Here is a 17,438-nt window from a genome sequence, read left to right as displayed (position 1 = left end):
GTGCGGCCCGTACGCAGACCCGGCGGTCGCCCCTTGCGGCCGCCCCAGCCTGAATTGAAGCCATGCATATCTCCGAACTCTGCATCCGCCGACCGGTCATGACCACCCTGCTGTCGATCTCGGTGGTCCTGCTCGGCCTGTTCGCCTACCAGAAGCTGCCGATCGCAGCCCTGCCTTCCTTCGATACGCCCACCATCAACGTCTCCGCCAACCTGCCCGGCGCCTCGCCCGAGACCATGGCCGCGTCGGTGGCCACCGTGCTGGAAAAGCAGTTCTCCACCATCGCCGGCCTCAACACCATCACCTCCACCTCCACCCAGGGCTCCACCTCCATCACCCTGGAGTTCGCCGACAACCGCGATATCGACAAAGCCTCGGTGGATGTGCAGGCCGCGCTACTGCGCGCACAGCGGGCCCTGCCGGACGACATGACCAGCCCGCCGGCCTACCGCAAGGTCAACCCGGCCGACCAGCCCATCCTCCTGATCGGCCTGACCTCGCCATCCTTGCCGCTGTCCGACCTGAACGACTTCGCCGACAACCTGATCTCGCCCAACCTCTCCACCATCGAGGGCGTGGCCCAGGTCAACGTGTTCGGCCCCAAGAAGTTCGCGGTCCGCATCAATGTCGACCCCGACAAGCTGGCAGCCGTCAACCTTTCGCTCGGCGACGTCAGCACCGCCATCCGCAACGCCAACGCCAACTCCCCGGTGGGCACCCTCGATGGCCAGCGCCAGACGCTGATCATCGAGGCCAACAAGCAGATGAAGACCGCCGCCGAGTTCCGCGAGCAGGTCATCGCCTCCTACAAGGGGGCACCGGTTCGCCTGCGCGACATCGCCCGGGTCGAGGATAGCGTCGAGACCGTCTATTCCGGCGCCTGGATCCAGGGTGAGCGCGGCATTGTGCTGGCCATCCAGCGCCAGCCCGACGCCAACACCGTGGCCGTGGTCGACGCCATCAAGGCCATCCTGCCCAAGCTCAAGGCGCAGATGCCCGACTCGATCAAGATCATCCAGGTGAACGATAGATCGGTCTCGATCCGCGACTCCATCCACGACGTCAACTTCACCCTGCTCTTGACCGTCGGCCTCGTGGTGATGGTGATCTTCCTGTTCCTGCGTCGTGCCAGCGCCACCCTGATTCCCACCGTCACACTGCCGATCTCGCTGATCTCCACCTTCGCGCTGATGGCCTGGCTGGGCCACTCGCTCAACAATATCTCGCTCCTCGGCATCACCCTGGCCGTGGGCCTGGTGGTGGACGACGCCATCGTGGTGCTCGAAAACATCGTGCGCTACCTCGAGGAAGGCATGAAACCCTTCGAGGCCGCCATCAAGGGCGCGCGCGAAGTCGGCTTCACCATCATCTCGATCTCGCTGTCGCTGGTGGCGGTGTTCATTCCCATCTTCTTCATGCCCGGCGTGATCGGCCTGTTGTTCCACGAATTCGCCGTGGTGGTGTCGCTGGCCATCATCGTCTCGGGCATCTCCTCGCTGACGCTGATCCCCATGCTGTGCGCCTATTTCCTGAAGCCGGAAAAGCACGACGACCCGGACCACCCCATCAGCCGGATGTTCGAGCACGGCTTCAATGTCACCCTGGGTGCCTACCGCGACACCCTGGACGTGGCCCTGCGCCACCGCGGCCTGATGCTGCTGGTCGCCCTCTCCACCGTGGTACTGACTGGTTGGTTCATTGCCATCAGTCCCAAGGGCTTCTTCCCGGAGGAAGACATCGGCCAGATCCAGGTCGGCACCGAGGCCGCCCTCGATATCGCCTACCCGGCCATGCAGGAGCTGCAGCGCCGCGCCGAGGCGCAGGTGCGAGCCAACCCCTACGTCGCCTTCCTGGTTTCCAGCGTGCCCGGTGGCAACAACGGCCGCATGTTCATCACCCTCAAACCCAAGGGCGAGCGACCCAAGATGGCCGAAGTGGTGGATAGCCTGCGCAAGTCGGTCGCCGGCATCCCTGGCCTCAAGGTCTATTTCAACCCGGTACAGAACCTGCGCCTGGGCGGCCGGCCCGCCAAGAGCCGTTATCAGTACACGCTGCAAAGCGTTCAGGCCGACGAGCTCAATACCTGGGCCGACAAGCTGACCACTGCCCTACGTGATGACCCGCAGCTGCGCGACGTCGCCACCGACTCCCAGCTCAATGGCCTGCAGGCCACCCTGCGGGTGGACCGTGACCGCGCCGCCGCGCTGGGCATCGATATGCAGAACCTGCGCGATACACTCTACGCCGCCTTTGGCGATCGCCAGGTGGGCACCATCTATACGCCGATATCGGACTACGCGGTCATCATGCGGCTTGATGAACCCTTCCGTACCGACGAAACCGCCTTCGACCGTCTCAAGCTGCGCGGCAAGGGCGGCGAGCTGGTACCGCTCAAGTCCTTCGCCCGTATCGAGCGTACCGCCGGCCCCACCTCCATCAACCACCAGGGCCAGCTGCAGGCGGTGACCATCTCCTTCAACCTCGCCCCGGGCGCGGTCCTGGGCGATGCCATCAAGCACATCGAGGCCAAGAAGGCCGAGCTCAATATGCCGCCCTCGGTCATCACCAGCCTGGGCGGCGACGCGGCCGTGTTCCAGCAGAGCCAGGGCAGCCAGACGGCCCTCTTGATCCTCGCCGTGGCGGTGATCTACGTACTGCTGGGCGTACTGTACGAGAGCTATATCCATCCCATCACCATCCTGGCCGGCATCCCCTCGGCCGCGGTCGGCGCCCTGCTCACCCTGCGCCTCTTCAACGTCGACCTGACCCTGATCGCCGTGATCGGCATCCTGCTCCTGATCGGTATCGTCAAGAAGAACGCCATCATGATGATCGACTTCGCCATCGAAGCCCGCCACAAGGGCGAGACCGACCCGGTCAAGGCCATACGCGAAGCCTGTCTGCTGCGCTTCCGCCCCATCATGATGACCACCCTGGCCGCCATGATGGGCGCCGTACCCATCGCCCTCGGCCTCGGCGCCGGCGCCGAGCTGCGCCAGCCGCTGGGTCTGGCCGTGGTCGGCGGCCTCTTGTTCTCGCAGCTGATCACGCTCTACATCACCCCGGTGCTGTATCTGTTCTTTGACGGCCTGCAGGAAAAATTCAAAGGCAAGAAGGCCACCGCCGCCTGAACCAACACAAAGACCAACAAAAAAGGGCCGGCTCCATAAGGAGTCGGCCCTTTCCTATTACTTGCTACTACCTGTCGCCTTGCGGCGACCGGCACTTACCAGCTCAGCTTGAGCGTGTACTTGCCGTTGGTGGCGCCAGTGCCACCCGAGTAGTAGATCACCTTCACGTAGCGGGCGGAGGTGGTGCTACCAGTGTTGCTGACCGAGGCGCTATCGACCTTGCCTGCACTCAGTTCGCTCTTGGCGAGCTGGGTGCTGCTGGCGTTGTAGATATACAGGTCGTAGTCGGCGCTGCTGCTGCCCGGGGTCATGGTGGCGGTCAGGGTCTTGCCGGCCGGCAGGTCCACCTTGAACCAGTCAGCATCGGAGCTGCTGGCCATGGTGGCATTCAGCGTAGCGGGCGCGGTCACAGCGTTGGCGGTAGCCAGCGTGTTGTTCGGCTCGGTTTCGCTGCCGGTGGTCGGCGGCGTGGTGCCACCGATCGCAGCCTGCACCGCGGCATAGGCGTCCAGCATGCCGGCGCCGCAACCGCTACACGAAGCCACGAAGGGACGAGCCGACGACTTCAACAGGCTTTCCACCTGGTCCGGGGTCAGCGAAGGCTTGGCCGAGATCATCAGCGCTGCCACGCCAGCCACGTGCGGGGTGGCCATCGAAGTACCCTGGTAGTAGGCATAGCTGTCGGCGCCCGGAGCCGAGGCGCCGGCATTCAGGGTCGACAGAATGCCGTTGGCGCTACCCGAACTCTGGTCGCCGCCAGGGCCGGCAATGTCCACACCCGTACCGTAGTTCGAGTAGTAGGCACGGGCGCCGGTCTTGCCGTAGGCCGCCACCGCCACCACACCCGAGCAATTGGCCGGGCTGGAGTTGCTGACGTTCTGGCTCTCGTTACCAGCGGCCACGATCACCACCGTGCCGTTGGCGCGGGCAGTATTGATCGCGTTCTGCGAGGTCGTGTCACAAGCGCCACTGCCACCCAACGACATATTGATCACGCGTGCCTTGTTGGGGTTGGCCGGCACGCCGCTGACGGTACCGCCCGAGGCCCAGATCATGGCATCGGCAATATCAGAGGTGTAGCCACCGCACTTGCCCAATACCCGCACCGGCAGCACCTTGGCGTTGTAGGCAATGCCCGCTACGCCGACGCCGTTGTTGGTCACCGCGGCGATGGTGCCGGCCACGTGGGTACCGTGCCAGCTGGAGGTGGAGGCCGGCTCGCCCGAACCGCACTCATTGGCAGCGGTGGCGTCGCCCGGATCCTTGGCGTCGCTGTCGCGACCGTCGCCATCGTTGGAGATAGCAGTGTCATTGATCATGTCGTAGCCGCCCACGATATTGGCGGCCAAATCGGCATGCGGACGGTAGCCGGTGTCGATCACCGCCACCACCACGCCTGCACCGGTCGACAGATCCCAGGCTGCCGGCGCATTGATACCGGCGGTCGAGTTCTGCAGATCCCATTGGTCGGTCCAGCGCGGGTCGTTCGGGGTTGCAGCCATGGCATGCATGATGCGGTCCGGCTCGGCGTACTCGACGTTCGGGTCGTCCTTGGCGATCTTGGCAGCCATGGCGGCCACATCCTTGACGGCGTAGCGGCGGTCCAGCTTCCAGATCTGCGTACCCAGGCCGCCGGCACGCAGGAACTTGACGGTACCGCCGTAAGCATTGAGCGCGCCCTGCAGCGTGCTCTGACGCTGAGCCTGCACGGTAGCCTGCGCGGTAGCGCCGCTGACGCTCATGGCCTGCATCGGCGTAACGCCGCTGTCACGGTACTTCACGATAATGCGGTCGGTATCCACGATGGGGTGCACCGTGGACCCAACCTGTGCCGCCATGCCATAGCCGGCCGCCATGGCCAGCGCTGCAGCGACACCGCCCTGCTTAAGCAGGAACACCCATTCTTTGTTGCTTCTCATCTCTCTATTGCTCCGTATTGAACTGCTTGCATCGCGCCGGGGCTCCACCAACGCTGGAAACAAACCACCCGCCGCCCTCCGCAGGTACGGAGGCCGACAAGGGAGCCTGGGGGGTACGGGACGGTCAGCCCGAAGCGGGGCTGAACGGAATGGGGGGCGGGAAGAAACGACGGGGCGGCAGTCCACCGCGCGGCGAATGCCGACGGCAAAGAAGACGAGCACGAGCAAACCAGGACATGCCTTACCCTCCAAAAGCAGGAAAGGCGCGAACGCCCGTCCTACCGTAAGGAAAACGGTGCGCCGAGCTCTAGAGGCCCGGTGGCTTGTACAGCAGCAATGCTTGGGTGATGCCTAGGGAACACGAACCACGTGGCAATGAACACTCACGCGGCGGGCAATACCGTTATCAGCGGTAGGCGCGAAGGCAATGTAGACATATTTGCACGTCATAACAATATATTTGTAAGTCGTGTCAAAAAACTACAACAACGCCCCTACCAGCTCACCTTCAGTTGCTCGCCTTCGACCACGACATGGCAGGCCAACCGCGGCAGATCAGGATGGTCTGGCAGGCTGGGCGCCAGCCGCTCAGCCTCGCTCAAGAGCCCCTTGCGCGCCAGCACATTGCGCTCCTTGCCCACCATCACCACCGGTTTAGACTCGTTGCCGGCGCGATGCAAGTGCACGAGGCAGGCCCCGCATGTCCCTTGCCCACAGCGCCAATAGAGCGGCAGCCGGCCCTCGCGCGCCAGCTCTCGTACGGCGTCGATCAAGAGGCTACCGGCCGGCGCCTCGACATCGAGGGGCTCGGCCATGCCGCCGCCCTGCAGGATCAATCGGGTCATACCGTCATGGAACGCCAGCAAGGCCGATCTGGCAAGCCTTGCCGCCAGCCTGTGTTAGAGTCCGCTTGATGTTGCACCGTACCTCCCATCGCCCATGAAACGACTGCTGCCCTCCCTGCTGTTCGGCCTTTGCGCCACCCTGGCCCAGGCTTCCCTGCTGGACGACATGAACGCCGCCCGCGAAGCCGCCCGTACCGGCCGGCTGGAGCAGCTGGTCGAGATCAGCAACCGCACCGACGGTACGCCGCTCGAGATGTACCCCCGCTATTGGCTGCTGAGCGCCCAGATCGACCAGTTGCCCGAGAACGAGGTCATGGCCTTTCTCGATCGCTACGCCGGCAGCGTGATGGCCGACCGCTTGCGTGCCGACTGGCTCAAGAGCCTGGGCAAGCGCGGCCAGTGGCCGTTGTTCGAGCGCGAATGGCCACGCCTCTCGCAGTGGGAGACCGGCAGCGAACTGCATTGCTACCGGCTGCAGCTGGCGGTGGCACAGCGCGACCGTGCCATGTTGCAGCGCGAAGCCCGCCCGCTCTGGTTCAATGCCAAGGGTCTGCCCGAGGCCTGCGCACCGGTATTCGATACCCTCTTCAGCAGCGGCCAGCTCAATAGCGACGACGCCTGGGCCCGTGTACGCCTGGCGCTGGAGGCCAACAATCCCGACTTCGCCGCGCAATTGCTGCCGCGCCTGAACAACCCCGCCGGCTTCGATGCCAAGCGCCTCAAGGCCATCGCGGCCAAGCCCGAGAAGGGCGTCAACGGCCTGTCTCTGACCGGCCGCGGCGGCCGCGAGCTGGCGCTGTTCGCCATCGAACGCGCTGCCCGCAGCGACCTCGACGCCGGCCCCGCCCTGCTGGAAAAACTGGCCACCAAACTACCCGAGGCCGACCGCAAGCACGCCTGGCGCCAGTTGGGCTACCAGGCCGCGCGCAAGCTCGACGACCGGGCGCTGGGCTGGTTCGCCAAGGGCGAACCGCTCTCCGAACTCGATGACGACGACCGAGAATGGTATGTACGCGCAGCCCTGCGCGCCGGCGACTGGCAGGCCGTGGCCAACGGCATCGATGCCATGGGCGAGGACACCCGCAAGCAGGCGGCCTGGCGCTACTGGCGGGCCCGTGCCTGGCAACAGGCCGGCCAGGCGCTGGAGGCCAGCAAGCGGTTCGTCGAGCTGGCTGGCGAGCACCACTTCTACGGCCTCCTGTCGCGCGAGGAGCTGGGCAGCGTGGCCGACGTCACCGCCGGTCGCTACAAACCCAACAACGACGAACTGCAAGCCGCCCGCAACCTGCCCGCCGTACAGCGGGCGCTCGCGCTCAACAACCTGAACTGGCGCATCGAGGCCAATCGCGAGTGGAACTGGGCCATGCGCGGACTCAGCGATCAGCAACTCCTGGCTGCTGCCGAAGTAGCGCGCCAGGCCAACTGGTACGACCGCGCCATCTACTCGGCCGAGCGTACCCGCGAACTGCATGACTTCAGCCTGCGTTTCCTGGCTCCCTATCGCGATGTCACCCAAAGCTACGCCCGCGACATGGCCCTCGATGAAGCCTGGACCTATGGCCTGATCCGCCAGGAGAGCCGTTTCGTCAGCGTCGCCCGTTCCGGCGTCGGCGCCCAGGGCCTGATGCAACTGATGCCGGCCACCGCCCGGTGGGTGGCCAAGAAGATGGGGGTCAGCTACAACCCGGTCTCGGTCAACGAGATCGGCACCAATGTCCAGCTTGGCACCTACTATCTCAAGCACGTGCTGGAGAGCCTGGGTAACCAGCCTGTCCTCGCGACCGCAGCCTACAATGCCGGCCCCGGCCGTGCCCGCGCTTGGCGTGCCAACCGCCCGCTGGAAGGTGCTGTCTACGCCGAGAGCATTCCCTTCAGCGAGACCCGCGACTACGTCAAGAAGGTCATGACCAATGCGGTCTACTACGCCCAGGCTTTCGGCAAAGGCGAGACCTCGCTCAAACGTCGCTTGGGCGTGATTGCCGCCAAGGGTAGTAACGAACCGCCACCGGATGACACCCCTTAGGTAGCCAACCCTACGGCCGCTTGGCGGTGACCTCGTGATAGCCGGTCAGGACGGAGAACTGGCGCAACGATCAGACAAGGACTAGAACGGGATACCGATCACTCCCCGTCGCTGCCATGCCCATCCCCCGCTGCGCCCCCATTCTTGTTCTTGGTGGTACCGGCTTCGTCGGCACCGCGCTGGCGGCCCAGCTGGTGACGCGGGGCCATGAGCTTACCCTGCCCAGCCGCGACCGCGAGAAGGTCAAGGAGGACCTGATCCTCTTGCCCGGCGTCACGGTCATCGACGCCGACATCCACGACCCCGCCGTGCTGGCCGAGCTGGTGCCCGGCCATGCCGCCGTGATCAATCTGGTCGGCATCCTGCACGGTACGCCGGCGGCCTTCCGCCATGCCCATGTCGAGCTGACCGGCAAGATCATCGCCGCCGCCCAGGCTGCCGGCGTCCGCCGCTACCTGCATATGAGTGCGCTGGGTGCCGATGTGGCGGGTACCTCCAGCTACCAGCGCAGCAAGGGCGAGGCGGAAGCCCTGGTGCGTGCCAGTGGCCTCGATTGGACGATCTACCGCCCCTCGCTGATCTTTGGTCAGGGCCGCTGCTTTGTCAGCCTGTTTGCCAACCTGCTCAAGCTCGCACCGGTCGTGCCATTGGCCGGCGCCAACGCGCGCATGCAGCCGGTGTGGGTGGAAGACGTCGCCCGCGCCTTTGTCGCTGCCCTGGAGGACGATGCCCTGCTGGGACAGAGCCTCAACCTGGTCGGCCCCGACATCTACACCCTGCAGGCCCTGGTCAGCCGCATCGGTGCCGCCGCCGGTCATCCCCGGCCGGTATTCGGCATCCCCAACTGGCTGGGCAAATTGCAGGCCGGCGCACTGCAGATCCTGCCACGCCCCCCCATGAGCCGCGACAATGTCGACAGCCTCAAGCGCGACAATATCGACCCTGCCGGCTTTCCCACCGTCCTGGGCTGGCAGCCCACTGCCCTGGAAGCCATCCTGCCCACCCTGCTGGCCGGCGGCCGTGTGCGCGACCGCTTCCTGTCGCTGCGCCGTCGAGTCTAAGCGGCGAATTTCCGATGCGGCCGACGAACGGAAGACCTCCGCCGTCTTACTGACCGAACCAAGCAGGCGGCCTCAGGTCGGAGCACGATGCAACTGATCATCGGTAACCGTTCCCGCTCGTCCTGGTCGCTACGGCCCTGGATCCTGCTCAAGCATTTCGGCATTCCCTTCGAGGAAGTGCGGACGCTGCCGCACGAGCTCGCGCCCAGCGGCAAATTCCCCTGCCTGCTCGATGGCCCTACCCAGGTCTGGGAATCCCTGGCCATCTGCGAATACCTGGCCGAGTCTTTCCCCGAGCTCCCCTTCTGGCCGCAGGACAAGGCCCTGCGCGCCGAGGCCAGGGCACTGGCCGCGGAGATGCATGCCGGCTTTGATGCCCTGCACCGGCACTACCCCATGGCGGACCGGCAAGGCGCACGCCGTCCCCACCCGCCCGAAGTGGAACGCGATCTGACCCGCTTTGCCGTACTGGTGGAAAGCCTGCGGGCCCGCCATGCCGCGCACGGGCCCTTCCTGATGGGTACCTTCGGCATCGTCGACGCCATGTATCTACCACTGGCCGCCCGCTGCCAGGCCTATGGCCTGGCACTGCCGGTACGGACCCACGCCTGGATGCAGACGGTACTGACCCTGCCACATGTGCGCGAGTGGTATGGCGCGGAAGCCCCCCGCTAATCCCTTAGGCCAAGCTTCCCGGGCGCTCTGCCGGGGCAGGCTCGTTCTCCCTGGCCTCCCCCGCCTGGTCCGATTCAAACAGGCTCTCCAGCTCCGCCATCGCCTCGCGTGAGGTCTGGATCAGCTGGGTCTCGTCATGGTGGACGGCATGCTGCCGCTCCAGCAACGCTTCGTCGTGATGGCGGAAGGTCTGCAGGGTGTGCTGCGCCACCTCGGCCGGTGTGCCCAGCCCGGTCAGCACCCCGCGCGCCATCTCCAGGCTGGCGGCAAAGGTTTCGCGCACCACCACCTGCACCCCCAGGTCGCGCAAACGGTAATAGTGGAAGCGGTTGCGCGCGCGGGCATAGATCAACAGGTGCGGAAAGTGTTCGCGCACCGTCTCGGCGGTCTTGATCGAGGCCTCCACGTCGTCGATGGCCAGCACAAACACCTCGGCCTGCGCCGCGCCGGCCGCCCTGAGCAGGTCCAGCCGCGAGGCATCGCCATAGTGGATGCGGTTGCCAAAGCGGCGCACGAAGTCCACCTGCTCGAAGCTCACTTCCAGCACCGTGCTCGGTATCTTGCGCATGCGCAGCACCCGCGCCACGATCTGGCCAAAGCGGCCGAAGCCGGCAATGATCACCCGGTGGTTGTCCGATTCAATCTGGTCGAATTCACGCTTGGGGCCGGCTTCCAGACGCGGCACGATCCAGCGGCTATGGACCCCTACCAGCAGCGGCGTCAGCGCCATGGACAGGGTCACCACCATGGCCAAGAGGTCGGCCGTCGGCTCGTCCATCAACTGCTGGCTGGCCGCCAGGGTGAGGAGCACGAAGGCGAACTCACCGCCCTGCGAAAGGTAGATGGCAAAACGCCGCCGCGCCCGCCCGTCCTGGCCCGCCAGCGAGGCGATCAGATAGAGCACCACCATCTTCACCAGCATCAGCCCCAGAGCCAGCGAGAGCACCTGCAGCGGGTGGGCACGCAAGAGGCCCAGGTTGGCAGCCATGCCCACCGCCACAAAAAAGAGCCCCAGCAGCACGCCCTTGAAGGGCTCGATATTGGCTTCCAACTCGTGGCGGAATTCCGAATCCGCCAGCAGCACGCCGGCGAGGAAGGCCCCCAGCGACATCGACAGCCCGGCGGCCTCCATGGCCCAGGCCGTACCCATCACGATCAACAGGGTCGCCATCACAAACAGTTCATGGCTATTGGCCCGCGCCACCCGGCGCAGCACCTTGCGCAGCAACAACCGCCCACCCAGCACCACCGCCAGTACCGCCGCGATCGACACCCAGGCCGGCGGCCGATGGATGGAGACCGCATCGGGCGAGAGCAGCGGCAGGATGGCCAGCAAAGGGATCACCGCCAGATCCTGGAACAGCAGCACCGCAAAGCCATCGCGGCCATGGCGGGTCGCCAGCTGGCGCTTCTCGGCCAGCATCTGCAGCACAAAGGCGGTAGAGGACAGCGACAGCGCCAGGCCCGCCACCGTGGCCGCCAGCGGCGGCAAGCCCAGCAGCCAGCCTATGCCACCAAGCAGCAGCGCACTCAGCAGCACCTGCGCCCCGCCCAGGCCAAATACCACCCGCCTGAGCACCCACAGCCGGGCCGGCTGCAGCTCAAGACCAATGATGAACAGCAGGAGCACCACCCCGAACTCACTGGTGTGCAAGATGGCCTCGGGCTGGTCGATCAGGCCCAGCCCCCAGGGGCCGATTGCCACCCCGGCGGCCAGAAAGCCCAATACCGAGGCGAGTCCAAAGCGCTTGAGCAGGGGTACGGCGATGACGGCGGAAGCGAGCAGGACAACGCCTTGCGAGAGCAGCGACATAGCAGGAGACCAAAAAGCAGAGCCCCGATGATGGCACGCAGGGTGGCGCGCTGTGAACCGGAGCGGCGGGCTGGAGGCAATAAAAAACCCCGCCGTGGCGGGGTTCTTCGGGGCGGTGAAGGCGCTTAGGCGTTCACGGCGTCCTTCAGGGCCTTCAGGGCGCTGAAGGCGGGCGACTTGCGAGCAGCGATCTGGATCGCTTCGCCGGTCTTGGGGTTACGGCCGGTCTTGGCAGCCTTGGCCTTCACGGAGAACTTGCCCACGCCCGGCAGAACGGCTTCTTCACCCTTGGACAGGGTGTCGCGCAGGGCATCGCCCAGAGCGTCGACGAAAGCTTCGGTCACGGTCTTCGGTTGTTGGGTGCGCTCGGCCAGCGCGTCGATCAGCTCTTTTTTGGTCCGCATAGGAATCTCTCAGAATGGATGTCTTGGAAAGCCCGATTGGGCTCGGTGCGCATCAAACCACGCTGTGCCGGCGAAGGCAACAGCCCCAGGCCTCGATGATCAGCGCGAACCCTAACCCAGAGCGGTGCAGCAACACAATACTTGACGTGCAGTTTAACTATCAAAATTGGGTTCCACGCCTTTTTCGCCAGTCGTGGAACCATTTCCAGGGGTGAGCACCAACAACAAAGGGCCCTTAGGCCCTTTGTAGCGACAGCAGCGAGCAGCGCTCAGTCTGCAAAAATTACTTGGTCTCGACCGCTATTCTTGGCCCGGTACATGGCCTCGTCGGCGCGGATCAGCATCGAGTGACCGTTCTCCTCGGCCTTGATCTCGGCCACCCCGGTCGAGAAGCGGATGTCGATATGTTGGCTGTGGTGGAAGAACGGCGTCTTGGCATTGACCTGGCGCAAGCGGTCGATCAGGAAGCGGGCGCCATTGAGGTCGGTTTCCGGCAGCAGCACCAGGAATTCCTCGCCGCCATAACGCACCAGCACGTCGCTCTCGCGCAGCACCGCCTTGGCAATGCTGGCAAAGTGCATCAGCACCTTGTCGCCTACCAGGTGACCATGCCGGTCGTTGACCTGCTTGAATTCGTCCAGGTCCAGGATGGCCACGGTCAGCGCATGGGCGGCGCGGCGTGCGCGCTTCACTTCGCGGGTCAGGAGGTGCTCCAGGCCCTGGCGGTTGAGCGCCCCGGTCAGCGGGTCCTGCTCCAGTGTCTTGCGGTTGATCGCCAGGTCCGACTGGATCTTGTCCATGGTGGACTTGAGTTCCTGCAGGTCGCGATGCGAGGCCGATACCGTCTGGCGTACAGTACCGGTCGATTCGATCAGGGTATTGAGCACCTGCTCCAACTGACGCGGGTCGTTGCTGCTGCGCAGGGTATCGAGCGAGCGATCCATCACCTCACTACCGCGCAGCAGGTCCTCCAGCAGCGTCTCCGAGGTCTCGTTCATGCCTTCGAGCACGTCAGAAACCCGGAACAACACCTGGTAGGCACTCTTCAACTCCTCGTCGCTCTTGTCTGTGGGAGACTTGATTGCGGCAATGGCGTTGTAGAATTTGGCGTAATTCTCTGGCGTGGGCGGCAGACCCAGCTCGGCAAGGCGCTTGAGCGCGATGCGGGCGATGTCCGACGGCGTCAAGGAGGGCGATTGCGGTGGCGTCATCGAGCGTTCGTTCATTATCTCAACCACTTATGGTACCAGAGCTTCGCGACTGCGGCAGTCTGCTTCCGGCCGTGTAAGCGCAAACCCAACGAAGCAAACAACGTATGCATATCCACATTCTCGGCATCTGCGGCACCTTCATGGGCGGCATCGCCCAACTGGCCCGGGCCTGCGGCCACACTGTCACCGGCTGCGACGCCAACGTCTATCCGCCCATGAGCACACAGCTCGAAGCAGCCGGCATACAACTCATTGAAGGCTACTCGCCTGAACAGATCAAACTCAATGCCCATATTTACGTTATCGGCAATGTGGTGACGCGCGGCAATCCACTGATGGAGGCCATCCTCGACGCCGGTTTGCCCTATGTCTCCGGCCCGCAGTGGCTGGCCGAGGAAGTACTGCGCCGGCCGGAGCATCCGCTATGGGTACTGGCCGTGGCCGGCACGCATGGCAAGACCACCACCACCGCCATGCTGAGCTGGATACTCGAATACGCCGGCCTCGCACCAGGTTTCCTGGTTGGTGGCGTGCCGGAGAATTTTGGTTTATCCGCTCGTCTGCCGGGCGAACCGCGGCAGGAAAAGGGCGGCCGCTCACCGTTCTTTGTCATTGAAGCCGACGAATACGACACCGCCTTCTTCGACAAGCGCTCCAAATTCGTCCACTACCGGCCGCGCACCGCCATTCTCAACAACCTCGAGTACGACCACGCCGACATCTTCCCCGATCTCGGCGCCATCGAGACCCAGTTCCACCACCTGGTGCGTACCGTCCCCAGCCAAGGCCGGCTGATCGTCAACGGCCGCGAGCAAAGCCTGCAGCGGGTGCTGGCACGTGGCGCCTGGTCCTCGGTCGAATACTTTGGCGGCGAACAAGGCTGGCAGGCCGGCACGCCGTACGAAGACGGCTTCGAGGTCCTGCTGGACGGCCAGCCGCAAGGCCGTTTGCGCTGGTCGCTCCTGGGCGAGCACAACCAGCACAACGCCCTGGCCGCCCTGGCCGCCGCCCGCCATGTCGGCGTCACCCCGGAGGTCGGCATCGCCGCCCTGGCCGAGTTCCGCAACGTCAAACGGCGCATGGAAGTACGCGGCGTTGCCGGCGGTGTCACCGTCTACGACGACTTCGCCCACCACCCCACCGCCATCGCCACCACCGTTGCCGGCCTGCGTCGCAAGGTCGGCGGCGCACGCATCCTGGCGGTGCTGGAACCACGTTCCAACACCATGAAACTGGGCACCATGAAGGAAGCGCTACCCGGCAGCCTGGTCGACGCCGACCGCGTCTACTGCTATGGCGCCAAGCTGGGCTGGGACCCGGCCGAAGCGCTGGCCCCCTTGGGTGCCAAGGCCCAGAGCCACCAGGATATCCAGCAACTGGTGGCCGCCGTCGCGCTTGAGGCCAAGCCCGGTGATCATGTGCTGGTCATGAGCAATGGCGGCTTCGAAGGGGTACACCAGAAGCTGCTCGATGCCCTGGCCCGCTAAGGCCCGCTTGTGAACCCAGGCAAGCCATGTCGGAAAGGCCATCTTTTCAACAGCTTGGGTTCATAATAGCGGCAAGAACAAGGAGGAAGCGCCATGCAGAGCAACGAAGCATTGCTGCTGAAGCTGATCCAGTCGGTACGGCTGTTCGGCGGTTTCAGTCAGGACGAAGCACGGCTCTTCCTCTCCGCCAGCCAGTTCGAGCAGCACCCGGCCGGCAAGCGGCTGCTGACCGAAGGCGAAGACGGCAGCGAGCTCTACGTATTGCTGTCAGGCCAGGTCAGCGTGCGCCGCTTTGGCGGCGTCAGCGAGCATGAGTTGGCGCGGCTCGGACCTGGCGAGACCTTTGGCGAGCTATCCCTGGTCGATTTCGGCTGGCGTTCGGCCAGTGTCGAAGCCCTGGAAGAGGTAAGGGTGCTGGTCTTCAAGCGCGCCAGCCTAAGCCGCTTACCAGCGCTGGAGACCAAGCTCTACCGCAACCTCGCCATACTGCTGGCCAGCCGTCTGCGCGAGACCGACGCCCGCCTGACCGAGTTGGTCGAACAGGCCGCCGACCAGGATGCTTTCCAGAAGCTGGCAGAAACGACCCACCGTAACGCTTATCTAGGATGAAGTCGCTCGGCCTTCCCTGAGTATGGGCACGTCATTTCTCCGCCCGGCGGAGCCGGGCGTTAACCAGCACCCGATGTTCCGGCGCGCTTCGCTTGATCTACTCCTACTCCCCCCGCCCTCGCCGCCGCGACTGCGTGGTTGTTGCCCCTTCAGGGGCTTACAACCACGGCGTCCTCCTTGCGGGGGTGGAGCCTCGCTGACGCTCGTTAGGGGAATCTGCGATCAGTCGCGGCAGCCATAGCGCCCACCTGCCTAGTTAGGCCGCCATCTCCGCCAAGGCCAGCTGGGTCACGGCCTGCTCATCCAGGCGCCACCAGGCTTCCGCGGCGGGCGGAGCCTCAATGTCGACGCGCTGGCCCATGCGCGGGGTGGCGATCGCCACGCCGTGGGCATGCGCCAGGGCGGTGATGCGTTCGAAGGGTTCGAACCAGTTGTGCAGGGCCAGATCGAAGGTACCGTTGTGGATGGGCAGAAGGTGCTTGCCGCGCAGGTCCAGGTGGGCCTGCAGGCTGTGCTCGGGCTGCATGTGCACGTCCGGCCAGTTCTCGTTGTAGGCGCCGGTTTCGACCAGGGTCAGGTCAAACGGGCCCAAGCGGTCACCGATCGCCTTGAAGCCATCGAAATAGCCCGAATCACCGCTGAAGAAGATCTTCAGCTCCAGACTCTGGATCACCCAGGATGCCCACAGTGTGCTGTTGCCGTCCGTCAGGCCGCGACCGGAGAAGTGCTGCGACGGGGTCGCGGTCAGCTTCAGGCCGCCGACCTCGGCGACTTGCCACCAGTCGAGCTGCTGTACCTTGTCGGCCGCAATACCCCACTGCACCAAGGTATCACCCACGCCCAGCGGGGTGATGAAGTGCTTGACCTTGCCATCCAGCGCCAGCACAGCTGCCTTGTCGAGGTGGTCATAGTGGTCGTGGGAGAGGATCACCCCCTCGATTTCGGGCAGCTCGGCAATGCTCAGCGGCGGCTGGTGGAAACGCTTGGGGCCGGCCCACTGGAAGGGCGAGGCGCGCTCGGAAAAGACCGGATCGGTCAGCCAGAAGCGCTGCTGCAGCTTGAGCAGCAGGGTCGAGTGCCCCAGGCGGTACAGGCTGTTGTCAGGCGCGGCCAAGAGCTGCTCGCGGCTCAGCGGCTCCACCGGCACTGCTGACTTTGGCGTCGCCTCGGCCGGCTTGTTGAACAGAACCTGCCAGATGATACCCAGCATCTTGCCCAGCCCCTGCTTCTGCATGGGCGCCACATTACGGAACTTGCCGCGTTGGAACTGCACCGAGTGGCTGTGGCGCGAGGGTTTGCTGGCAGGGGTGGTCAATTTGGCCATGTAAGGGCTCCGGCAAGGTAACGGTGAGCAGCATGTCAGCAGCAAAGACGCGCGCCACGCTGGCAAGTTCAAAATTACACTACACAGTGTAGTTTTATAAAAAGCAAAAGTAAACTACCCAGTGTAGAATTTGCCCGTCACGATAGATCAGCCCACCATGAGCACCGCGCCCCGCCTTACCGACCAGAAACGCCAGGCCATCATCGACGCCGCCATCGCCGAATTCCGCCAGGGCGGCTTCCAGAGCACCAGCATGGACCAGGTCGCCGCCCGCGCCGAGGTCTCCAAGCGCACGGTATACAACCACTTCCCCAGCAAGGACGCCCTGTTCGCCGAAATCCTGCTGCAGCTATGGCAGCGCAGCATGAGCGGCGCCGAGCTGGTCTACAGCCCCGAACGACCGATACGCGAACAGCTGCTGGAGCTGATAGGCCGCAAGCTCGAACTCTTGGCCGACGCCAGCTTCCTCGACCTCGCGCGGGTCGCCATCGCCGAAGCCATCCACGCCCCGGAGCGCGCCCAGTCCATGATCGCCCGCTTTGGCGAGAAGGAAGAAGGCGTACTGATCTGGTTGCGCGCCGCCGTAGCCGATGGCCGGCTCGCCCTACCCGACCCGGTCTTTGCCGCCCACCAGCTGCAGGGCCTGGTCAAATCCTTCGCCTTCTGGCCGCAGATCGCCATGGGCCAGCCCTCCCCCAACGCCGCCGAACGGCAGCAGATCGCGGCAAGCTCGGTCGACATGTTCCTGGCCTACTACCAGCCCCCACAATCTGACCAATGAGCAATGGTCTAACGGTGACCTGCACCCCGCGTTTAGTACGGTAACGATGTAGAGTCCGTTCCATCAAAGGGAACGGCAATGAAGAAGCGATTCACGGAAGAGCAGATCATCGGTGTCCTAAAGGAAGGCGAAGCAGGCATGAAGCCTGCAGAGCT

At 64.7% G+C, this 17,438-nt stretch carries 13 protein-coding genes; 7 read left to right on the top strand and 6 right to left on the bottom strand.

From position 1 onward, the window contains the following. Positions 1 to 62: 62 nt before the first annotated feature. Complete coding sequence (locus tag VIM95_RS03025) at positions 63 to 3,131, top strand: efflux RND transporter permease subunit (RefSeq protein ID WP_331982865.1); 3,069 nt, start codon at positions 63 to 65, stop codon at positions 3,129 to 3,131. Between the two features lie 95 nt (positions 3,132 to 3,226). Here the strand turns inward: VIM95_RS03025 and VIM95_RS03020 are convergent, their stop codons facing one another. Both VIM95_RS03020 and VIM95_RS03015 read right to left on the bottom strand, forming a co-directional pair. Then, positions 3,227 to 5,050 carry a S8 family peptidase gene (locus VIM95_RS03020; protein WP_331982863.1) on the bottom strand — a complete coding sequence of 608 codons (1,824 nt, stop codon included), beginning with the start codon at positions 5,048 to 5,050 and terminating at the stop codon, positions 3,227 to 3,229. A 494-nt stretch (positions 5,051 to 5,544) separates the two neighbouring features. Continuing rightward, positions 5,545 to 5,895, bottom strand: a complete 351-nt coding sequence (locus VIM95_RS03015) for a 2Fe-2S iron-sulfur cluster-binding protein (protein WP_331982861.1) — start codon at positions 5,893 to 5,895, stop codon at positions 5,545 to 5,547. 94 nt (positions 5,896 to 5,989) lie between these two features. Here VIM95_RS03015 and VIM95_RS03010 point away from each other — a divergent pair, with 94 nt between their 5' ends. The 3 genes from VIM95_RS03010 (at position 5,990) to VIM95_RS03000 (ending at position 9,654) form a co-directional block, all read left to right on the top strand. Further along, a complete protein-coding gene (locus VIM95_RS03010) occupies positions 5,990 to 7,918 on the top strand; it encodes a lytic transglycosylase domain-containing protein (protein ID WP_331982859.1) in 1,929 nt (642 codons plus the stop codon). A gap of 116 nt (positions 7,919 to 8,034) precedes the next feature. Then, entirely contained in the window at positions 8,035 to 8,979 is a 945-nt protein-coding gene (locus tag VIM95_RS03005) for a complex I NDUFA9 subunit family protein (protein WP_331982857.1), read from the top strand. Between the two features lie 87 nt (positions 8,980 to 9,066). After that, positions 9,067 to 9,654 carry a glutathione S-transferase gene (locus tag VIM95_RS03000; protein ID WP_331982855.1) on the top strand — a complete coding sequence of 196 codons (588 nt, stop codon included), beginning with the start codon at positions 9,067 to 9,069 and terminating at the stop codon, positions 9,652 to 9,654. Between the two features lie 4 nt (positions 9,655 to 9,658). Here VIM95_RS03000 and VIM95_RS02995 read toward each other — a convergent pair whose 3' ends face one another. The 3 genes from VIM95_RS02995 to VIM95_RS02985 all read right to left on the bottom strand — a co-directional run bounded on the left by VIM95_RS02995 (position 9,659) and on the right by VIM95_RS02985 (position 13,082). Further along, a complete protein-coding gene (locus VIM95_RS02995) occupies positions 9,659 to 11,467 on the bottom strand; it encodes a monovalent cation:proton antiporter-2 (CPA2) family protein (RefSeq protein WP_331982853.1) in 1,809 nt (602 codons plus the stop codon). 125 nt (positions 11,468 to 11,592) lie between these two features. Next, complete coding sequence (locus VIM95_RS02990; RefSeq protein WP_331982851.1) at positions 11,593 to 11,871, bottom strand: HU family DNA-binding protein; 279 nt, start codon at positions 11,869 to 11,871, stop codon at positions 11,593 to 11,595. A 269-nt stretch (positions 11,872 to 12,140) separates the two neighbouring features. Then, positions 12,141 to 13,082: a diguanylate cyclase gene (locus VIM95_RS02985; protein WP_331982849.1), complete on the bottom strand. Its 942-nt coding sequence runs from the start codon at positions 13,080 to 13,082 to the stop codon at positions 12,141 to 12,143. 104 nt (positions 13,083 to 13,186) lie between these two features. On the opposite strand from VIM95_RS02985, the gene mpl reads away from it, so the two are divergent. Both mpl and VIM95_RS02975 read left to right on the top strand, forming a co-directional pair. After that, positions 13,187 to 14,569 carry a UDP-N-acetylmuramate:L-alanyl-gamma-D-glutamyl-meso-diaminopimelate ligase gene (mpl, locus tag VIM95_RS02980; protein WP_331982847.1) on the top strand — a complete coding sequence of 461 codons (1,383 nt, stop codon included), beginning with the start codon at positions 13,187 to 13,189 and terminating at the stop codon, positions 14,567 to 14,569. A 93-nt stretch (positions 14,570 to 14,662) separates the two neighbouring features. Next, positions 14,663 to 15,178, top strand: a complete 516-nt coding sequence (locus tag VIM95_RS02975; protein WP_331982845.1) for a cyclic nucleotide-binding domain-containing protein — start codon at positions 14,663 to 14,665, stop codon at positions 15,176 to 15,178. A gap of 256 nt (positions 15,179 to 15,434) precedes the next feature. Here the strand turns inward: VIM95_RS02975 and VIM95_RS02970 are convergent, their stop codons facing one another. Further along, entirely contained in the window at positions 15,435 to 16,502 is a 1,068-nt protein-coding gene (locus VIM95_RS02970) for an MBL fold metallo-hydrolase (RefSeq protein WP_331982843.1), read from the bottom strand. A 157-nt stretch (positions 16,503 to 16,659) separates the two neighbouring features. On the opposite strand from VIM95_RS02970, the gene VIM95_RS02965 reads away from it, so the two are divergent. Continuing rightward, positions 16,660 to 17,283, top strand: a complete 624-nt coding sequence (locus tag VIM95_RS02965) for a TetR/AcrR family transcriptional regulator (RefSeq protein WP_331982841.1) — start codon at positions 16,660 to 16,662, stop codon at positions 17,281 to 17,283. Positions 17,284 to 17,438: the final 155 nt, after the last annotated feature.

Origin of the sequence: Chitinimonas sp. (assembly GCF_036568685.1) — a bacterium.
Lineage (GTDB): Bacteria > Pseudomonadota > Gammaproteobacteria > Burkholderiales > Chitinimonadaceae > Chitinimonas.
The sequence above is the reverse complement of the archived record's forward strand: the minus strand, read 5'-3'. Positions and strand labels throughout refer to the sequence as shown.